The organism is Ardenticatenales bacterium (genome assembly GCA_020634515.1).
Lineage (GTDB): Bacteria > Chloroflexota > Anaerolineae > Promineifilales > Promineifilaceae > JAGVTM01.
The window spans coordinates 291,822-312,077 of the sequence record JACKBL010000003.1; the positions used below are offsets into that span (position 1 = coordinate 291,822).

Here is a 20,256-nt window from a genome sequence, read left to right on the forward strand (position 1 = left end):
CGCGCCCAAGAACAACGCAAACAGGCGCACAAACACCCGTCGTTCCATTCTCATCTATTCCCACGGCCCCAGGATAGTGGCATCATCCTTCGGTCGCCACAAAGAGGAAAAAGCCTCGTCCGCCAGTACGCGGTTGAAAGCATCCCGCGTCACCACCAGCGGCTTTGGATGCTGCAACAGTTGCCTGTTCCGTCGCACCGTATCCAGGCCGCTTCCGCCCTTTTTCAACGCCCTATCAAACATATCTCGCGCCAGTGTCTCATCGGGCGGCTTTTTCCACATCACGGCACAGCCGATATTGTTGTAGTCGGCGGCATTCAGCGGATTGCCAGAATCTTCGAACGCCAACCAGTAGCCGTATACGTTATCCGCTTTCCCCACATTCTGGCAATCCTCTTTTTCAAGATGAAACGGGTCACGGGAAACGCCCGTCAACGGCTGGAATTGACACGGAGATGGCCGACCCGCCAGCCGCAGAATGAGGGGACCACCTAGAGATTCCTCAATGAACTCCCCTTTCATGCCGGCATCTTTACGCAACGGGTCAATCTCACGCGGGATTTCAATCACATATTGCTGCCAGGCGCTGGCCTCTTGCCGGCTCAGCCCCAACTCTTGCAGCAGCGACTGCCACAATTCATGCTGCTTATCCATCTTATGACTCCTCATCTCTAACTTGCGCGGGGCGGAGAACACATTGGATGATTTTATCTTGCGGCACGCCCTCAATCCGCCAGGCAACGCTCGATTCATCCACCACGGTGACGGGCACAGGCGTTAACACTTTGTCTGAATGCGCCACAACGAGGTGAATTTTTGCCGGCATCACCTGCATCTTCGTCAGCCGCGTCACCATCACCGTCACATCCCGCGGCCCGTCCGTTTGCAGGAAAAGCTTAACCGCATCCACGCCAACCGGCTTTACTTCCAGCAGCGTCGCATTTTCGACCATAATCTTCAAGCGCGGATCATAATCCACTTCATAGCGCAGCCAGACCGTCGTCCGTGGCGCAATATCGCCCAGACCCCACAGGACCTTGTCCGGCGGACCTGGCTGTCGTAAACCATGCAAAACATCCGCCTGATTCAACCGCCCCACGATGGAAGCGGGCAGCACGGGCGCGCGTTTGTCTCCCACCAGGAGAAACACATTGCGCGCGGGCGCGGCATGGTCCCCCGCCGATTCATTGGTGATGCCAAACAGGTAAGCAACGCGGCAGGCAGCCAACAACGCAACGCGCCTATTCCGCAGTTCCCATGCCGGCAGCCGCTGCTGCTCCAGCGTCACACTAACCGTAGGAGGATAAAGCAAAGAGACATCAGATAGCGGGCTGGCCGGCTGCGGCGGTTCGTAATACCAGTCTGGCTCCCGCCGGGGCATAGCCAACCGATTGGTCCAGTTTTCCTGAGGCAGCCGCAGCGCGCCATACAGCAACCAGCGGGACACCGCTTCCCAACGCCCCATGCGCGGGCTTTGCATCTGTCCCGTTCCCTCCTCCAACGTGGCCGTCAAATGTTCATACGTGGCCAGCGGGCGCAGTTTCAACTTCGCGGCCACGGCATCCAGATGCAGATCAAATGCCAGACGCATGTCGCGCGCCCATGCCCGCGCCTGGGGTATGGCGGTAGCGTAGGCTGTGTAGGCGAAGAGTCCGAGGACGGGCAGCCAGAGCAGATGCCACAACGGTCCCCACCAAAGCCGCAGCAGCAAAATTTCACCGGCAACGAGGCCAGAAACACCGGCCAGACTGGCGAGAAAGATGAGGGCATCCATTCTGCCGGCAATTCCCTGCCGTAATGGATCGTTTTCCGCCCGCAGCACCGCCTCCATCGCCGGCCACATCGTATCCAGATGCACCCCATACTGATTCCACGTATAACTGGCCGGATTCGCCAGGATATTGCCCAACTGCGTCGGAGCCAGCGCCATCGGTTCGGGAAAATCCGTCGCTAATCGCTGCGTCGCGCGCGCGGCGGCGGTCCGCACCGCCTCATCCCCCGTCTCATCATCGGCGTATGCCCGCAGTTTCGCCAGCAGCCCCTCCAGAATCTGCCGCTGCCGGGCAACGCCCTTATCGCCCAACCAGGTATCTCGAATAATTTGCCCGCTAATCAGGTTCACAAACGTCGTCCCCGAAGCGTTCAGCAAATACCCAGACACAAACAGGATGAAAGTCCCCAGCAGCACCTGCCAGGTCGTGGATAAAGACTCAAAAGCAAGGATGACGACAATCCGATGTTGGCGCAACGCAGGCAAAACCAGCACCTGGTTGAGAGCAAGGAAGATCGCCGCAGCCACCAGGGGGCCGGGCTTGATCAGCTTCTTGAAATCATCCGTGACGCTCCCCGTGAGAAGTTCCGTCAGCGAGGATAAAACGGGAAAGATACTGGTCATTGGCGACTCCTTGCGCGGAAAAGGGAGGCAAAAATGCACCGCCCGGCGACTCTCAACCACATATGGCTAATGAACGCGGCGCACCCGTGTGCTTACAAACATTATAGGCAACTGCTAAGGAACAGACATCAAACAAGACAACGAAGTTGTTTCCTTACCGTTCCTTCAAACTGACGATGCAATTCCGTACTTTATTCCATCGTCAGGCCTAAGCCAGATTGGACCAATCTCCAGAGAGCGTTAGTAGTTACCATTATAGAAAAAGCCTCCCTCCACGTCTACCGCTATGAAGACGATGAGTGAGCTTGGTTCATTTTCCAAGAATGAACCAAGCTCTTACCGGACACTGGCGTTTTTGGACTGGCTTCAGCCGGCCCACATATGGCGTTTGATCCCGGCCAAAGCCGCGACGCCGGCCACCATATGTAGCTTGCGCCAGACTCCAGTCTCTTAGCCGCATCCGTATTTAAGATTGGAAACAACGGATGCGCTGGAAGGGTTCTTGCTTGTCGGATAATCCAAAGTCAATTGTGTACGAACCCTTCGTAACCGTCCGAAAACAACTTCACGCTTTTTACGGACGGCTACCACCAGCTCTCATGGATAGGGGCTATCCATGAGAGCCGCTGTCCGCACACTTCCGCCAATTTAATTGCGGATAGCCACTTAATCGTAACTGCTAGGCCAGATTGGACCAATTTCCAGAGAACACTTACGCTTTTTCCGCGCCCGATTCAGGGCACGTACACTTCGTACAACGGTCCGGGATCAGGTATCCAGAACATGCCCAGATAAAGGTTGCCCTGATTGTCCTCGCCAAACGTGTTCAAAAACAAGTCTACCCCCTCCAGGTTGCCTAATGGAACCGTGCTGGCAACGCCGTCCGCGTAGGTCATGGCGAAGAAGGAAAGACGACAGGAATCGGCGAAGATGAAGCGGCCATCCGTTTCCGGGCGCAGCACCTTGCCGCCAATGACGGCGCAGCCCGTGCCCTCGCCGTGGCCGTGGGGGTAGGTGTAGGCGGGTGGCGTGAATCGCCACTGGTCGGCGCATACACCATCGGTGAGGACGACCAATGGTCCCTCCAGACAGGGCCAACCAAAGTTCCAACCGGGGCTGCCATCGGGAATGATGTCCACTTCTTCCCACGAGCGGTCCCCCACATCACCTACGAAAATGTGGCCGCGCACGGGGTCAATGGCAAACCGCCACGGATTGCGGAACCCCATGGCCCACACTTCGGCGGAAACCAGCGCCTGGGCGTCCAGGAAGGGGTGCATGTGTCGCGGCGCGGACACGGCCCCGTTCACCACGCTGCTCACATCCATGCGGATGATTTTGCCCAGCACGGAATTGCCGTCTTGCGCCACGAGGAACTGGGAATCGTCCCCGACGCCCTGGTAGAGATAGCCGTCACGGGGGTTGAAAGCCAGGCCGCCGCCATTGTGGAGGATGCCTTGCTCACTGATTTGCATGATGATTAGCTCACTGTTCGGGTCGGCCACGTTCGCGTCGGCGGTCACGCGGAAGCGAGAGGTGCGCACTTCCCATTGCACGCCGCTCTGCGCTGTGTAGGTGACAAAGAAGTAGCCGTTCTGAGCGTAGTCGGGGTGAAATGCCAGGGCCAGGAGTCCCTGTTCCTGCCCGGTGCTTTCCACGCGGGCGCTGATGTCCATGAAGGTGGTGATGTTGCCTTGCGGCTGGATGACGGATATTTTGCCGGCTTTTTCCACGACAAACAGACGGTCGTCGCCGGCATGGGTGATGTCCGTGATGGGACCAAAGCTGCCAACGGCGGGCGTGATCTCAAATTCGCGGGGGGCCAACATGAGAGGCAAGAAAATGGCCGATGACTCGGCGCCCTGTCCCGGACGAACAGCGAGGATGAGGGTCGTTCCGATCATGGTCAGGAGCAAGATAAGCAGGAATGCGCCCGTTCGCGGCCCCGGTTTGGGAGCAAGCGCGGCTCGGGTTGATGGGGGGAGGTCTGTCGAATCAGCAGGCATGAAAACCTTCCTTGTGGGTAGTCAAGTGGTTGATTTTGGGAATTATTCTCGCCTTTTGGCTTTGGTCAAGGTGTCGTGGCGGGCCTGATGGAAAGCAAACTGGGAATAGTTTGGGGGCGAGAAATGGATTGTCTGGTTAATGCCGGCATCGTAACTGCCAAGCCCGATTGCACCAATTTTCAGAGAGCGTTAGTTGTTACCCGACATCGACGACACTTCAGGGTTCATGCGAAATTAACTTTGGACTATCCGACAAGCAAGGACCCTGCCAGCGCAGCGGTTGTTTCCAATCTTAAGGAACGGAATTAGGTAAGACAACGCAGTCGTTTCCTTACCGTTCCTTCAAACTGACGATGCAATTCCGTACTTTATTTCATCGTCAGTCCTTAACATTCTGTTAATTGACTTGGGTTTAACACCCGTGCTATACTGCACGCGGCTATGGGCAAGCTTATGAAATTGAACGAGCCGGTGCTCATCTTGAACATCAACTACGAGCCTCTGCACGTTTGTAACATCAAACGCGCATTGAACTTGCTGCTTGCCGGCAAAGCGGAAATCGTCCTTAACGGGCGCGGCTACATCCACACCAGCAGCGACCAATTTGAAATCCCCTCCGTCATCAAACTGGCATATATGGTCAAACGCCCCCGTCCGCAGATCGCCCTTTCCAAGCGGGAGATTTTGCGGCGGGACGATTACACTTGCCAGTACTGCGGACGCAAGACCAACCTCCTGACCATTGACCACGTGGTGCCGCGCCATGCAGGCGGCAGCCATAGCTGGTATAACCTGGTAGCCGCGTGCGCCCCGTGCAACCGGCGCAAGGGGGGCAAGATGCTGGATCAGGCAAACATGCAACTGCGTCGCCGCCCATTCGAGCCAAACCCATCCGCCTTTTATCTATTTGGCAACCATCTGGAAAAACGGCAGGAGTGGAACGAATTCCTGGAAGGATGGTAGCCGCTTCCAGGAAGCTATGACCGGCGGGCGGCCTGGGCGCGGGCCAGCGCCACAATTCGGGGAAGCCCTTCATCGAGCAGACGACTCAGTTCGCGGAACATCGCCGCGTAGCCCTCGCGGGGGCCGCCGTAAGGGTCGCTGATACTGTATTTTAGCCCCACCATTTCCGACAAGAGATAAACTTTGGTCGCGTCTGCGGGAAATTCGACGCGCAATGCTTCGGCGTGACCGGCCTCCATGCACAGCACCAGGTCCGCCTGCTGCATCAGGCCAGACGTGATCATTTGCGCGCGTTTGTCGCCCACCTCCAGGCCATGTTCGCGCATCATTTCCTGGCTGTAGAGAGCGGGGGGGCGACCAACCAATGCCCATGTGCCGGCAGAAACGACCGTCCACGACTCCGCTTCAATGGGCAGAGCGGTCAGTTGCCGCCGCAGCAGCGCCTCCGCCACCGGAGAGCGGCAGATATTTGCCGTGCAGACAATGAGGATAGTGGGCATACAACAACAACCTCTATTAACGTTCCCGGAAGGCAACTGCTAAGGAACGGAATTAAAATAAGACAACGAAGTTGTTTCCTTACCGTTCCTTCAAACTGACGATGCCATTCCGCACTTTATTGGATCGTCCGTCCTAAGGGCGCATCCGTTAATAAAGGCTTCGCTCGGGAATTGACGGATGCGCTGGAAGGGTTCTTATGTGTGGGAAAGTCCGAAGTTAATTCCGAGAGAACCCTAAGCTCAATTGGACCAATTTTCGAACGCGTGAAAAATCGGTCCAATCTCCAGAGAGCGTTAGTAGTTACCCCAGAAGTTCAATGCCAGGTCCAAAACGTCTCAAGGCAGCTTCCGGGAAGGTGGGCGCCAGGTTCATGCCGCGGCGCCGTGCCTGGCCGCCACCAGGTCGCAGAGCGCGAGCATATCGCCCGCCATGAGCGAATGCCCGCCCAGAATGACGGGAACGGCGGACGCCTGCGCCGCGCGTGTCATTTCGGCCACCCAGGGATGGGCGATTTGTTGCCAAAGGCCGAGATCGGAGGCAAAACGATCGGCGGCGGCGGGATCATGCCCCAGACTGGTCCAGAGAACGCGGGTGTCTATGAAGGCCAGGTCGGCCCAGTCCGCCAGCCGCGTAAAAAAGGTAGGCAAGCCGACCAGAGACATTTGTTCCGCCAGCAGGGAGTAGACTTCGCCGCGCGCGCGTCGCCCGCTGGAAACCATGCCTCGCTCCTCGGCCAGCACGCGCAGCCAGCAGCGGCTGACGCGGTTGAGGGATTGCCATACTTCCGGGCTGATTCTGCCGGCAATAAAGACGCGCCGCGCCGGTGTTGCCAGGATGTCGATGGCCTGCTTGAGATCGGTGGTGTCCAGGGGGAGTTGGGAGAGGTAGCGGTGGAGGTGGGGTTGGGTATGCCGGCATAAACGCAATGCCAGCAGGTCGGTAGGTGTGTCGATGTCCAGGCGGCTGGCGGCGCTGACGGGCAAAACGGCGAGGGGCAGCCCCGCTTCGGTGGAAAGAACCCAGCCGAGCATATTGTCACGGGGGAGGCGAGGGGCGTATTGGGGAAGAATAGATGCCGGCACAATGCCGGCCCAATCGCTAGAAAATTGATTATTCGTCGTCACCAGGCGCTCCGCCGCCGCCAACTGCGCCACGAGTTCCCCCAGTTCCGCCTCGCTCAACAGCGGCGCGGAACCACCGCCAAAATACAGCAGCCGCTCAATCCCAAACGTCGCCGTCAACTCAGCCAGGAACGCCCCCACATGTACCGGTCCGGCAGGCGACGCCACGGGAATCACGCCATCCGGGGCCAACGCCACCGCATTGGGCGCAACCAGTACGACTTTTTGCACCAGTGGCTGCCGCCGCAACTGCGCCATCAGGTCGCAAGCCGCCGCCTGGCGCGCGCCGCGCACCCAGTTAACCGGGTCGGTTCCCTGCCCCAGTTCGCCCACCATCACCACCGCTGTAACCACTGATGCCTCCTCAAACCGGTGACGTTCCCCATGCCAGAGACAAAAAAAGGGCAATCGCGCCCGCGCGACGCGATTGCCCTCCATGCACATCCGAAACCCTAATCCATTTCCGGCAGGAGCATGCCGTAATTGCCATCACGCCGCTTGTAAACCACATTGATGGCCTGGCGGTCCGCGTTGAAGAATACGTAGAAATCGTGCCCCAACAACAGCATCTGGTCAATCGCTTCTTGCGCCGACATCGGCATCAGCGGGAAGCGCTTCTCCCGCACGATAACGGCTCCCTCTTCGTCGAGTGCGCCAGCTTCTTCCGGCAAAGGCAGCGGCTCACCCAGATATTCTGGCTCCGCCGCGCCGCGCCGATTACGACGCTGTTTACCGCGATACCGGCTGATCTGACGATAGATTTTGTCAATGACGGCGTCAATAGAAGCAAACATATCATTGCTGCGTTCCTCGGCGCGCAAGATAGTACCGCGGCTATCCCGAATCGTGATCTGGGCAATCTGCCGCTCGACGGCACTGCGGGCGTTTTGTTCCGTCAGGTCTACGCGAACAGTTGCCAGATTGGGCATGTAGCGGTCCAGCCGTTCCGTTTTCTTGGCAACGTAGTTCTCCAGCCGGGGTGTCAGTTCCATGCTATGGGTATAGATCTCGAAGTCCATAGTACTCTCCTTTAAGAATGGTGGTCAGGATAGTGTCGTTGTCCGCGAGCAGCGCGCTTGCGCGGATAGAATGCGATCATCCGGTTCGCCCTCTGCGGGCAGCGCAGAAGGCAGCAACCGAACAGGTTCCCGCTTCTTGCAGAGCAAGGGTAGCGGCAGAAAGCGTTGCTCCGGTGGTGTACACATCATCGATCAGTAAAATGTGTTTGTTTTGTACCCGTTGCGGATCGGCGACAAATGCGCCGGCGACGTTGGCGTGCCGCTCAATGGCATTGAGGCCAACCTGCGGCGTTGTGTAACGAATGCGCTGTAAGGCCTTTTCGTCAACCGGTATTCGCCAGTGGTGGGCGAGTTCCCGCGCCAGCAGCGTCGATTGATTATACCCTCTTTGGCGCTGACGTACGGGGTGCAATGGCACAGGCACAAGCAGTTCCGGCGGATTGTGCCACTGCACCGGGTGACGCAGCATCAATTCTACCAGTGGCGCAGCCAGGGCAAAAGCGCCTTTATATTTCATTTGATGAATGATAGTCGATATAGGCTCAGTATACAAGAAGGCGGCGTGTACCTGGTCCATGGGCGTGGCATTGTGCCGGCATGACCAACACCGCTCCACCGTTTGCGCCATGCGCCGACCGCAGCGGAGACACATCGGCCAGTCAATGGGGATGGCGCGCATACGGCACTCAGCGCAAATTAGTTCCCCGGGGCGCCGGCAGCCACCACACGCGGAAGGCACAAAGAATGAAGAAATGCGCGTCAGCCAGGAAAGCACCCGCTGCGCGCCAGCATGAATGTCTGGCAAACCAACTACCCCACGCGGCTCGCCCAGGCTCATGGCGAACCGTCAACTCAGTTTATGGCTGGCTCTATGGCATTCCAGCTTAAAGAAAAAATGCCGGCAAAATACAACCTTTCCGACCGGCGAATCCCTGGCCCCCTGGCATACGCCAACCGGTTTATCCGATTAAACCGCGCAGCGCGTCGCTGCGAATGACCTGGAAGATCGCCGGACCCAACAACACAAGCAAAATCGATGGAAAAATCAAAAACACCAGCGGAATCGTCATCTTCACGGGAGCCTGGTGCGCCAGTTCCTCCGCCCGCTGCCGTCGCCGAATACGCATCTGCTCCGACTGAATCCGCAGCACCTTGCCGATGCTCACGCCCAACTGGTCGGCCTGCAAAATCGAAGCCACAAAGCTGCTCACATCGGGCACATCGGCGCGATCCGACATATCTCGCAGCGCCTGCCGCCGCGACTTCCCCAATTGCAGTTCATTGACCACGCGCGCAAACTCCTGCGAAAGTGGATCATCCCACTTCCCCGCCACCTGCGCCATAGCCCCATCAAACGTCAGGCCCGCATCGACGCAAATCGTCATCAAGTCCAGCGCATCGGGGAACTTCTTGATAATGGCCTGCTTGCGTCGGTCAATGCGCGAGCGCAAAAGCATGTGCGGCAAAATCATGCCGATGGCAAACGCCGCCAACGAATACAGCAGTCGCTTGTTTGGCTCAGGCGGCTGCCCCACGCGCACCATCATCAAGAACATGAGCGCGGAAAAACCCACCGTGAAAACGCCGCTGTAAACCCAAAACTCAGCCGCCGTCATGTTGCGCGGACTGCCCGCCAGTTCCAACCGCCGCGTCGTACTATCCAACACCGATTGCGGCGTCATGCGCACGACCAGTTTGCTCAATCGCCGCACCAGAGGAACCAACACCCGGTCAGAAAATGGAAGCGATAACTCAATCTCTTCGATGGAGGCGATTTCTTCCCGCGCCGCATACTCTTCAATACGGTCTGCCAGTGGATCACCCTCCGAGCGGCGCAGCAGGAGGACGGAGCCAACCACCAGCACGGCTGCCAGCAACAAAATCACGACTGCTTGCATCATCTACCTCTCCTGGCGCTTAGTAACCGTCCGAAAATGACTTCACACTTTTCCGCTAACTTGATTGCGGACAGCCACTTAGGGTGCATCCGTTAACAGAGGCTTTGCTCAGGAATTGACGGATGCGCTGAAAGGGTTCTTACTTACCGGATAATCCGAAGTTGATTTTGCGCCAGTCCTTAGGCCAATCGGGAACGCGCGGTACGGCACGCTAAGGACTGACGATGAAAAAAGTACGGAATTGCATCGTCAGTTTGCAGGAACGGTAGAACTTCGTTGTCTTATTCAATTTCCGTTCCTAGACGTAACTACTAACGCTCTCTGGAGATGGGACCAATTTTCTCTGGTGGAGCTTAGCAGTTACCGCTAAACTTCGATGTTCACGATTTTGCGGATCACGGCCACGCCAGCGAGAATCATCAGCAGGCCGCTGGCAATCACCAACCAACCACAAGGCAGCACGTTGGTAAGGATAAAAGGGCGCTCCATCACCCAGAGTTCGCCCATGTAGGTAGGATTCAGTCGGTAGAGGATGAGGGTGAGGAATAGGGGCAGCAGCCCTACGATCCAACCGGAAACGCGGCCTTGTGCCGTCAGGGTGCGGATTTCGCCCTTGATGCGCACACGCTCTCGAATCGTGAAACTGATGATGTCCAAAATTTCGGCGAGATTACCGCCGACTTCACGTTGGATGTTGACGGCCGTGACCACGAGATCCAGGTCGTCGCTGGGGACGCGGCGCAACATGTTGTTCAACGCCTGCGGGAGGCTCAAGCCCAGGCGGACTTCCTGCACAACGCGCTCGAATTCTCTGGAGACAGGCGGCGGCAGTTCGGTGGCAATAGTTTCCATGGCCAGCAGCACACTGTAGCCGGAGCGAAGCGAGTTCACCCACAGGTTGAGGGTGTCGCTAAGTTGCTTGTCAAAGGCGACCAGGCGACTAGAAGCCTTAAAAGAGAGGTACAGGCGAGGCACACGCAAGCCGATGATTGCGCCGGCGATGCCCAAAATAAGGGAATCACCAAAGAACGAGTAGCTCAAGAATCCCAGGCCGATGCAGACGCCAATTTGCAGCAGAATGTATTCGTGGACGTGCAATTTGACATCGGCGCGGGAAATGCGGTCACGGATTTTGGCCCCAAAACCACGACTGGCGAGGACGTTATCGAATCGGTCGCCGGCTCCCTCTTTGCGCCGGCTGACCGAGGGTGCTTCCGGCATGGCCAGGGCGGTGGGGCTGCCTACGAACTCTTCCAGGCGTTCGTCTACGGAACTGCCCCCACCAGCAAGCAGGCCAATGCCGGCACCAAATAGCATCAACGCGCCCAATCCAAGAATGATCAAGAGGTAGGGTGACATCAGTCAGTACTCCTTCGGGTTCGCTTGGAATTGGCTTTGGACTTTCCAATGCATAAGAACCCTTCAAGCGCATTCGTCAATTCCCGAGCGAAGCCTTTGTTAACGGATGCGCCCTTCGCTCCGTGCGTGCCGGCATTTTCATCGAGAACGCGCTCCAATTCCAAAAATCGACGGCGGCAGCGTAATCCCTGCCTCCTGCAACCGGTACATAAACTTGGGGCGCAGCCCCGTGGGACGCAGCCTTCCGATCACCCGCCCATTTTCCAGCCCCGTCTGCTCAAATCGGAAGATCTCCGACATCGTAATCACATCCCCCTCCATCCCCTGAATCTCGCTAATTGACGTCACCTTACGTGTGCCATCACGCATACGCTCCTGCTGCACCACCAGGTCAACCGCCGAAGCGATTTGCTCACGAATCGCCCGGTGCGGCAGGTCCATGCCGGCCATCAACACCAACGTCTCCAGGCGGGCCAGCATGTCGCGCGGGCTGTTCGCGTGCAGTGTCGTCAGGCTGCCATCATGACCCGTATTCATCGCCTGTAACATATCCAGCGCCTCACCGCCGCGGACCTCGCCGACTACAATACGGTCGGGGCGCATACGCAGTGAGTTAATCACCAGGTCTTGAATCGTTACCTGGCCGCGCCCCTCCACGTTCGGCGGGCGCGATTCCAGCGTGACCACATGCTCCTGGCGCAGTTGCAATTCAGCGGCGTTTTCAATGGTGACGATACGATCATTGTTCGGAATGAAGCCGGAAAGGATATTCAGCAGCGTGGTCTTCCCAGAACCTGTACCGCCCGAAATAATCACGTTGACTTTGGCGATGACGCACGCCTTCAAAAACTCAACGGCTTCCGGCGTGATGGAACCTAATTCAATCAGGTTTTCCACAGTCAGCGGCGTCTTCGAGAAAATACGGATGGTCAAAGTAGGACCTACCAGAGAGATGGGGGGAATGACGGCATTGACGCGGGATCCATCGGGCAGGCGGGCATCCACCATCGGCGAACCCTCGTCGATGCGCCGCCCCAGGGGGGCAACAATGCGGTCAATGATGCGCATGAGATGGTCGTTGTTCTCAAAGGTGACGGGCGTCTTGATGATGCGCCCTTTCTGTTCAATGTAGACATTCTTGGGACCATTGACCATAATTTCCGTGATGTCATCGTTACCCAGGAACTGTTCCAGCGGACCAAAACCGAGGATTTCGGCAACGATGGACTCGAACAGCTTTTGTTTTTCACTACGACTGAGGACGCTGCTGCGCTCTTCTTGCAGCATGGCCTCAAACATCTCCTGGATGGTGGCGCGCACTTCGGATGTCTGGGTGATGTCCATGCTGGGGTCCAGTTCCGCTATGAGCTTCTGCTGGATACGGGTCTTCATGTCGGTGTAGGCGTCGCGGGAGGTGGCGACGGGAGAGGCCCGCTTGATGCGCAAGTCTTGCAGCGTAGACTGTTCGGCTTGGTCAGGTCTCTGGTTGCGTTCAATGCGATTCAATAAGGACATTTCGTTTCTCCACCAACCGGGCCGCGCATCAGAGAAAAAACCCTAATGGGCGTCAGCGCGGTGTCAATACAAACAAGTGAGACGCACTTCTACCGGGTGTCGCGCCTGCGCAAATGGCGTTCATAAGCGCATCGCACCTCTGGATGGTGCTCAGCGCTCAGCGCGTATTAAAAAGACGGCTCAGTCGGGTCGTCAGACGACTATCTGTTTCCAGTTGGAGTTCGGGTTCCGGCTGCAATTTGTCTAACAAGGTGTCGCCCAGTGTGGTCAGGGCGGTGGCAATAGGGCGGCGTTGGGCAGGACCGGAAACCAGGGCGTAACCGCGGGTGGCGGCGGTGATAGCGGCGAGGTCGTCTTCGGGTATGGTAGCGAGTACGGGTTGTTTGAGAATGCCGGCAATATCCTTCACGGAAATCCCCAATTTCGACGACACGCGATTCACCACTAACATGATCTTCGACGGTCGATATTCCAGACTGTACGCCAGATCATAAAACAAGCTGGCGCTCTTCAAATTCGGCAAATCTTGTTGCGTCACCAATAACACATGGTCCGCCTGATCCAGCAGCGCCAGCGTCACTTCCGACAACTCACGGCTTGTATCCACCACGACATACGAAAACATCCCACGCAGGAACTTCAGCAATTTCTCCAGCCGCTCCGTCGTCACCAGTTCCGCCATTTCCGGACGCGGCGGCGCCAGCAGCACCTTCAGCCCGCTGGAATGCGTCAGCAGCACACTGCCTATCAAGTCTGCATCCAATTCCCCCGTACGCTCAATCAAGTCCAGAATGGTAGCCGCCGATTTCATGTTCAACATCACGCCCACGTCGCCAAACTGAAAACTCCCGTCCAGCAGCAACGTAGCGTGACCATTCATGGCAAAATGCACGGCTGTATTCACGGCAATCGTTGAACACCCGCTGCCCCCCTTCGGGCTATAAACCGCCAGCATTTTCCCTTCTCGCTGGCGCTCTGCCCCATTGTTTCCCATTTCGTAATGGTTACGCGGCTGCGGGGCCAGCCGCGGACGCGATTCATACACGCTGCGCACCGCCGCCGACAACTGCTCACCCGAAAAGGGTTTCATCAGAAAATCGCGCGCCCCCGCGAGCATAGCGCGGCGTAAATAGTCCGCCTCGCTCTGCACCGACATGATCACAATTTGCGTGCCGGGAACGGCCTGGATGATCGCACGGCTGGCGACAATTCCATCCACCCCGGGCATGTTTATATCCATCAACACCACATCTGGCTGCAGGTTCTTTACCAAAGCAATGGCTTCCTCGCCGCTGCTGGCTTGACCAACAACCTCAATATCAGGCTCGAATTGCAGCAACTTGGCTACATTCTGCCTCGTTTCTACCAGGTCATCTACAATGAGGACACGTATTTTTGTGGACATGGATATGCAGAAGAAATACGGCAATCAAAGCGGGAGACAAGTGGAACAAGAATGATTTTCACAACCATTCCGGCTTCGTAATTATACAAGGTTGATGAACAGGGTGAAGGCTACCAGATCACCTATTTGTCCTACTGCCAACGGGTAGCCGGGAAACGACCCGTCTGGTTTCCTGCCAGCCTCAGTATCTTCTCAATAATCTGCTGAAACCGTTTGACGCTTCCCGAAACCAGGCGCTCCTGTGACGATAAGGACTGACGATGAAATAACGGTTGAGCCTTTAGCCTCGCTCCCCCCAAAAAAAAAGCCCTATCAATACAATTGATAGGGCTTTAGCCTTACGGCAAAAAGGAGTGTCGGACAAAGGCTTAGGCGCCGCTGAGTCCGTAGGTGATCTTGCTGAAGACGTTGCCAATCTGCGGCCCCAGGAGGGTCAAGATGGCGATGACGACGACCGCGACCAACACCAGGACCAGTGCATACTCTACCAGACCCTGACCTTCTTCACGATGTAAAAACAACATTTCCAGTACCTCCTAACGATAATTTGGATTGCACAAATGAACTTTGATAATACCAAACGGTATGAGCAAATGATAGGCGATGGCCCACTCTAAAGCAATAGGATCGTGGTACTCAAAAAAGGGTGGGCATACGAGAATAGCGCGACCCATATTGATGTTTTTCACCGGTTGGTGACGCATCTAACCACCACTCGCCACGAAAATCGGTCTGCGTATGTCATCTTTTCACGTTCCCACGGTTTGAGCCACAGGAATGACGAATTCCGCCCGCGTTCCCTGCCCCAGGTTGCTTTGCAGCGTCAACTCGCCGCCCAACATCCCCAGCCGGTCACGAATCGAAGGCAGCCCGATGGTACCCCGCGCCACCGTGCTAAACGTATCGTCCACGATAAAGCCACTGCCATTGTCCTCGACAACCGCCAGCACTCTGTCTTCCCCCATGTCCAGATGCACCTGAACTTGTGTCGGCTGCGCGTGCTTGCGCGCATTGTTCAGCAGCTCTTGCACGGCGCGGAAGATCGTCACCTCAATATGGCCCTCCAGGCGACGCTCAATGCCCGTCACCGTGATGGACACCGGCACGCCGCTCTGTTCCTGAAAAGCCTCCACGTAGCGCCGTAGCGTGGGAACAACGCCCAGGTCATCCAACATCATCGGGCGCAAATCAAAAATGAAATTCTTGATAGCGCCAAAGGTGGCGGCGGCGGCACTTTTGAGCGCGTTCAGTTCCGCGCGCGCGCGATCCGCGTCCGTGTCAAAGAACCGCTGGCAAATCTCCGCCTGCAAGATGAAATTACTTAGCGAAGAAGCGGGACCATCGTGCATCCGCCGCACCAGGCTCTGGCGCTCTACTTCCTGCGCCTGGATCACCCGCACGACATCGGACTGATCCCCAGATCGGCTGCGCGGGCGATTAGGCAACATCCCAATGCCGTCCGTGGTATGCAGGAGGCGACGCTGGAACTCCGCCAGCCGCTCCAGGTTTCGTTGATCGCTTTGCAACTTCTCCAGTTGGCCCCGCATCGTGAAGAGGCGCTGCTGCGCCGTTTGCAACGCCTCATACGCCTCCTTGATGTCGTCCCTGGGAACTGTTTCGAAATTGGCCTGAAGCTGGCGCACGTAATTGGCGACCTGCGCATTCCGCTGCGCCAGCCGTTCTACTTCCGCCGCGCTCTGTTGAATGAGGAGATCGATCTCTTTCAATTCACGCTGCGTTTGTTCATGGTCTTTGATCGTCTCCTCAATCAGCGCTTGCAGCGAGAAGTCTTCTTTAATGGCCGCTTTTTCCGCCATAGGCAAACACTCCTGGGGTTCGTTCCAAATTGGCTCTGAATTTTCCGCCAGACACGAACCCTTCTAGCACATCCGTCAGTTTCTGAGCGACGCCCTTAAAACGGATGCCCCCCTAGCTACGCGGGTTTTCCAGGCGCACCCAGCCACGACTGAGCGCATACACAGCCGCCTGCGTGCGGTCCTCGACACGCAGTTTACGCAGAATGGCCGTCATATGGTTTTTCACCGTTTGGTGACTAATGCCCAACTTGTAGGCGATTTCTTTGTTGCTCAAGCCTCGCGTGACGTGCTCCAAAATTTCCATCTCGCGCGGTGATAAGGGAACAAACAGATCCTCCGCGTCGCTGCTGAGTGCCCCTGTCACCCGACCTACCTTCTGCTCAATCCAGTAGGTCACTTCGTCGTAGTTCATTTTCTTGCCATCGACAATGTACCGGCCAGCGTGTACCTCACAGACGGTGTCGATCAGGGCTTCCGGCGTAATGTCTTTCGGACAGTAGGCGGATGCCCCGGCACGCAGCGCATGGAAAACCTGCTCAACGTCGTCGTAGCCGGTAATGACGATAACTTTCGTCTCCGGCAGGCGCGCCCTGATGGTGCGCGTCACCTGCAAGCCGTTGATCGTGGGCAGATTAATGTCCATCAAGATAACGTCTGGCAACACCTGCTGCGCCAGTTCAATGGCGACCTCGCCATCAGCCGCCTGCCCGACGATGGAGAAGCGTGGGTCTGTTTCCAAAACGTCGCGCAGCCCCTGGCGGAACATCGGATGATCATCTACGATTAGCAAATCAATCTCTGACATGATAACACTCTCTTTGTTGTGCGGGACTCGTTCGCTGATTGGGGTGGAAATGCCGGCATCAACCGGAAACGCCAACGAGTGAAAAGGCAGTCTGTCTCGTTGCGTAAGACAAAACTGCATGGGTACGACGCCCTCGCCTGTTCAACTGCACGGTAGATATTCTGCGGGGAGGGACACTGCACCTTTGGGGACTGCGGAGAAATACAAAATCCAGTGTGCGCGCAGTATACCCGAACCAGATACCTACGGCAAACCACTCCCCGCCGGGCGCAGTTCATAAACCTCCATGTTATTAAGCCCTTGCTGGCGCGTCCAGGCGTAGTCCGTTTGGAACACAAGCGTGACTGCGCTACTATCTTCGGTCAGCACCGCATAGGTCCAGCCAGGAGCCGTCACCAGATAATCAGCACCACCGCGGACGACATAACGCGCCACGAGGTTCTCGTCGTGTAGCAGCGGCGTCAATTGCGGGGAAACCAGACCGGCCAGGTCCAGCAGCGGACGCCGCGCGAAGTAGCCGATGGCCCCAATGTCGTGGGCGGCAATGAGCGCTTGCGGCGCGGTGTTCGCCCGCAGCCAATGGGCGGTAGCGACCATTTCCGCCTCAATGAAAGCCACATCCGCGCGGTACTGCCGCCCGCCCCAGGCGAGGAAGAAGAGAAGCAGCACACCAAACGTAGCCGCGGCCACACGCGCCGCCAGCCAGCCTAGACGCACGGTCCGCCAGCGCCAGGTCATGAGCGCCGGCTGGCGTAGCAGCCAGACCCAACCCGCCAACCCAGACAGCGCCCACACCGGCATAATCGGCAGCAGATAGCGCCCATGCTGAAAGGTGACGGGCAGCCGCCAGGCATAGAGGAACACGTGCCCGCCGGCCCACAGCAGTGGGAGGGCGACGCACAATCGTCGGCTGCGCCAGTCATCCCGCGCCGCCTGCCAGCCCGCGAAGACCAGCCCCGGCAGCAGCAGCAAGTGGGCGGCGCTCATGCCGCGCCACCCGTCTGGCGGACCGCCCAGCGTGAAGTAGAGCAGATGGAGGACGCGCCCCGCCAGGGGACGCGCCTGCAACGCGGCATATTCAGCCTGTTTGGCGTAAAACGTGTTCGGCCATAGGTGGTGGCTGGTGGCGTAGTTGAAAATGAAGTAGGGCAGCAGCGTGAGCAGCAGCGCCAACAGGAACCCGCCCCAATGGCGGCGCGGCGGCGACCCGGCAGTGGGCAGAAGCCAGGCCACGCTCAGAATGAATAACAACACCAGGCCGTCGGGACGGGTGAGAATGAGCAGGCCGCCAAGTATTCCCATACCGACGGCGGTGCGTCCATGGATGTGCCGGCATTTTCGCAAAAACTGCCACAGCAAAGTGAAACCCAGCGCCGCAAAAAGCAACGTCTCCATGCCGCTGGCCGCCGCCCACACCAGTGGCCAGGTAAAGACCACAACCAACCCGCCCATCCAGGCCAGCGACGCCCGGCCCGGCCACAGAACACGCCAGAGGGCAGCACTGACGCCCCCCAACCAGGCGAGGCAAGCCACCCCCGCGCCATACGCCCACCAGCGAAACGGGACGCGCAGCACGTATCCCAGCGCCAGCCAGAGGGTCCACAAGGGGGAAGTAGAGCCGGAGCCAGCGGTTCCCGGCGCGTATTCCCAACGACCGGTCAGCCCCAGATTGCGGGCATAGACCTGGTGAATCCAGGCATCATCCAGAGGGAAACCCAACAGCGGGCGCGCCAACCACAAGTAAAGGAAAACACAAGCCAGCGCCGCCAGCGCCGCCAACCAGCCAGGATGGCGCTGATACCAGGGTGATGGGGCAGCAGAGGGTGTGGTCATGGGCGAAACCCTTACGGCGGCAAAAGCTGGTAGAGCCGAATGCCATCATAATCCGCCACAAAATGGATGCGTGGATGGCGGCTGGTATTGTCATAAATCCCTTGCAGCGGCGCAGGATAGCCGGGGTCAAGGATGAGGTAGGTGGCGTGGAATTTGTCGGCCACTTGCAGCAGTGTATCCGGGGGTTCGTTGGGCAGGTTGATGGCCGGGTTGCCCGTGTGGTAGTAGTACATGGGGGAATCGGGGAGCATGACGATGGTTCCGGAGGGGAGCGTGCGCCCGATTTGCTCCACAATGGACGCCTCTTTGTCCCGCAGCGGCTGCACCCCGGAGGTGACCAGGCTGACGACGGCGGCAATGAGCAGGAACATGCCGGCAAACATCCGCTTCGCGCGCGCCGGCTGCCAGTGAGACAAACGCCCGGCCACCGCATCCACCACCATGCCAATCCCCCCCGCCGCCAACGGCGTCATCCACGGCCAGATCGCCGCCGAGGAGTGCAGCACGCTGCCGCGCCCGCTGGGAAAGGTGAAAACCAGCACCATGACGGCCAGCAGCCCCAGCGCATACCACGTCAACGGGCGCAGCCACGGCCATTTGTCCGCCCGCCCCCACCGCACCCATGCCAGCAGGATAAACGGGGACAGGAATATCAGTCCGGAGACGGCGATAAACGTCTGTATCGCCAGCCAGAACGCCGCCAGCTTGGAGCGCAGGATATTGCCCCAGCCCCAGGCCAGATAGGTTTGCCAGGTGAAGGTGCGATTGTAGGCGAAGAGGTCATCGTAGGTCGTGAGAAAAATCGTCTGCGTGCCCACCGTGGGCAGCGGGCGTCCCAGAACGACCATGTTGTGCCAGAACCAGGGCAGCATCACCAACAGATAGCCGCAAAGCAGCGCCAATCCCGCCAGCGCCCCCTGCCGCCAGGCGCGCGTCCGCGCCAGGTCCACGCCCCACAACCCCCCTCCCACGAGGAGGAAGAGGAGGCCATCGGCGCGCGTGAGGTGCGCCAGCCCCGCGAGGAAGCCCGCCAGCAGCCAGTAACGCGGGCGCGGGCGCATCGTCGCCCAGGCCAGCGCCAACAAACCCAACCCGCCGCCCCAGGCAAAGGGGGCAAAAGTGGTGGGCTGGCTGAAATAAGCGGCGTAATAGCCGCCCGCCGCCGTAAACAGGGCCGCCGTCCACGCCTGCCAGCGTTCGCCGCTGAGGACGCTGCTAATGAGGAAACTGAGCCAGGGGAGCAGCCCGGCCAGGAGCCAGAAGGGGATTTGGGCGGCGCGGAAGTTGTCGGCGATGGCGTAGCCGGCGGCGGCCAGGAGGGCGGGCAGGGGCATCCAGTAGGTGTGGCTGGGCGCGGGGATGCTCTGGGGCTGGTCCAGGTATTGCCAGACGACCTGGGTGGTGAACCCATAGCCTTGCGCCAGGCGGTGGCCGCTGGTGGTGTAGTAGTAGGCGTCCATGTAGGAGGGGTGCGTGAGACGCGCGCCCCATCCAGCCTGGATGAGCAGGCCAAGAAGGATGATCCATTTCCAATCGGATCGATGTCGTCGCCAGGGAGAGGAAGAATCAGGGGGTGCGTCGCTCATCCGCCGGGTCAATCAGGTATATGCCCACGCCGC

At 58.3% G+C, this 20,256-nt stretch carries 17 protein-coding genes; 1 reads left to right on the plus strand and 16 read right to left on the minus strand.

Annotation, left to right across the window (positions count from 1 at the left end):
• Positions 1 to 54: 54 nt before the first annotated feature.
• The 3 genes from H6650_10100 to H6650_10110 form a co-directional block, all read right to left on the minus strand.
• The gene (locus H6650_10100; protein ID MCB8952352.1) at positions 55 to 654 is read right to left on the minus strand and encodes a hypothetical protein; all 600 of its coding nucleotides are present in this window, start codon (positions 652 to 654) and stop codon (positions 55 to 57) included.
• A 1-nt stretch (position 655) separates the two neighbouring features.
• Positions 656 to 2,395, minus strand: coding sequence for a hypothetical protein (locus H6650_10105; GenBank protein ID MCB8952353.1), 1,740 nt, complete (start codon positions 2,393 to 2,395; stop codon positions 656 to 658).
• A gap of 734 nt (positions 2,396 to 3,129) precedes the next feature.
• On the minus strand, positions 3,130 to 4,401 hold the full coding sequence (locus H6650_10110; GenBank protein ID MCB8952354.1) for a PQQ-dependent sugar dehydrogenase: 1,272 nt from the start codon (positions 4,399 to 4,401) through the stop codon (positions 3,130 to 3,132).
• A gap of 459 nt (positions 4,402 to 4,860) precedes the next feature.
• On the opposite strand from H6650_10110, the gene H6650_10115 reads away from it, so the two are divergent.
• Positions 4,861 to 5,364 carry an HNH endonuclease gene (locus tag H6650_10115; GenBank protein MCB8952355.1) on the plus strand — a complete coding sequence of 168 codons (504 nt, stop codon included), beginning with the start codon at positions 4,861 to 4,863 and terminating at the stop codon, positions 5,362 to 5,364.
• Positions 5,365 to 5,378: 14 nt separating this feature from the next.
• On the opposite strand, the gene H6650_10120 is transcribed toward H6650_10115, so the two are convergent.
• The 13 genes from H6650_10120 to H6650_10180 all read right to left on the minus strand — a co-directional run bounded on the left by H6650_10120 (position 5,379) and on the right by H6650_10180 (position 20,223).
• Positions 5,379 to 5,864, minus strand: a complete 486-nt coding sequence (locus tag H6650_10120; protein ID MCB8952356.1) for a low molecular weight protein arginine phosphatase — start codon at positions 5,862 to 5,864, stop codon at positions 5,379 to 5,381.
• 369 nt (positions 5,865 to 6,233) lie between these two features.
• Positions 6,234 to 7,340, minus strand: a complete 1,107-nt coding sequence (locus H6650_10125; GenBank protein MCB8952357.1) for a hypothetical protein — start codon at positions 7,338 to 7,340, stop codon at positions 6,234 to 6,236.
• Between the two features lie 98 nt (positions 7,341 to 7,438).
• A complete protein-coding gene (gene raiA, locus H6650_10130; protein ID MCB8952358.1) occupies positions 7,439 to 8,005 on the minus strand; it encodes a ribosome-associated translation inhibitor RaiA in 567 nt (188 codons plus the stop codon).
• Positions 8,006 to 8,081: 76 nt separating this feature from the next.
• A complete protein-coding gene (locus H6650_10135; GenBank protein MCB8952359.1) occupies positions 8,082 to 8,684 on the minus strand; it encodes a ComF family protein in 603 nt (200 codons plus the stop codon).
• 280 nt (positions 8,685 to 8,964) lie between these two features.
• Positions 8,965 to 9,906 carry a type II secretion system F family protein gene (locus tag H6650_10140; GenBank protein MCB8952360.1) on the minus strand — a complete coding sequence of 314 codons (942 nt, stop codon included), beginning with the start codon at positions 9,904 to 9,906 and terminating at the stop codon, positions 8,965 to 8,967.
• A 363-nt stretch (positions 9,907 to 10,269) separates the two neighbouring features.
• Positions 10,270 to 11,262, minus strand: coding sequence for a type II secretion system F family protein (locus H6650_10145; protein MCB8952361.1), 993 nt, complete (start codon positions 11,260 to 11,262; stop codon positions 10,270 to 10,272).
• 138 nt (positions 11,263 to 11,400) lie between these two features.
• The gene (locus H6650_10150; protein ID MCB8952362.1) at positions 11,401 to 12,777 is read right to left on the minus strand and encodes a CpaF family protein; all 1,377 of its coding nucleotides are present in this window, start codon (positions 12,775 to 12,777) and stop codon (positions 11,401 to 11,403) included.
• A gap of 157 nt (positions 12,778 to 12,934) precedes the next feature.
• Positions 12,935 to 14,182 (minus strand): response regulator, encoded by a 1,248-nt coding sequence (locus H6650_10155; protein MCB8952363.1) that lies wholly within the window; start codon positions 14,180 to 14,182, stop codon positions 12,935 to 12,937.
• Between the two features lie 368 nt (positions 14,183 to 14,550).
• Entirely contained in the window at positions 14,551 to 14,706 is a 156-nt protein-coding gene (locus tag H6650_10160; GenBank protein MCB8952364.1) for a Flp family type IVb pilin, read from the minus strand.
• Positions 14,707 to 14,931: 225 nt separating this feature from the next.
• Entirely contained in the window at positions 14,932 to 15,999 is a 1,068-nt protein-coding gene (locus H6650_10165) for a sensor histidine kinase (GenBank protein MCB8952365.1), read from the minus strand.
• Positions 16,000 to 16,111: 112 nt separating this feature from the next.
• Positions 16,112 to 16,804 (minus strand): response regulator transcription factor, encoded by a 693-nt coding sequence (locus tag H6650_10170; protein MCB8952366.1) that lies wholly within the window; start codon positions 16,802 to 16,804, stop codon positions 16,112 to 16,114.
• A 243-nt stretch (positions 16,805 to 17,047) separates the two neighbouring features.
• A complete protein-coding gene (locus H6650_10175; protein MCB8952367.1) occupies positions 17,048 to 18,637 on the minus strand; it encodes a hypothetical protein in 1,590 nt (529 codons plus the stop codon).
• Between the two features lie 11 nt (positions 18,638 to 18,648).
• A complete protein-coding gene (locus H6650_10180) occupies positions 18,649 to 20,223 on the minus strand; it encodes a hypothetical protein (GenBank protein ID MCB8952368.1) in 1,575 nt (524 codons plus the stop codon).
• Positions 20,224 to 20,256 lie beyond the last annotated feature (33 nt).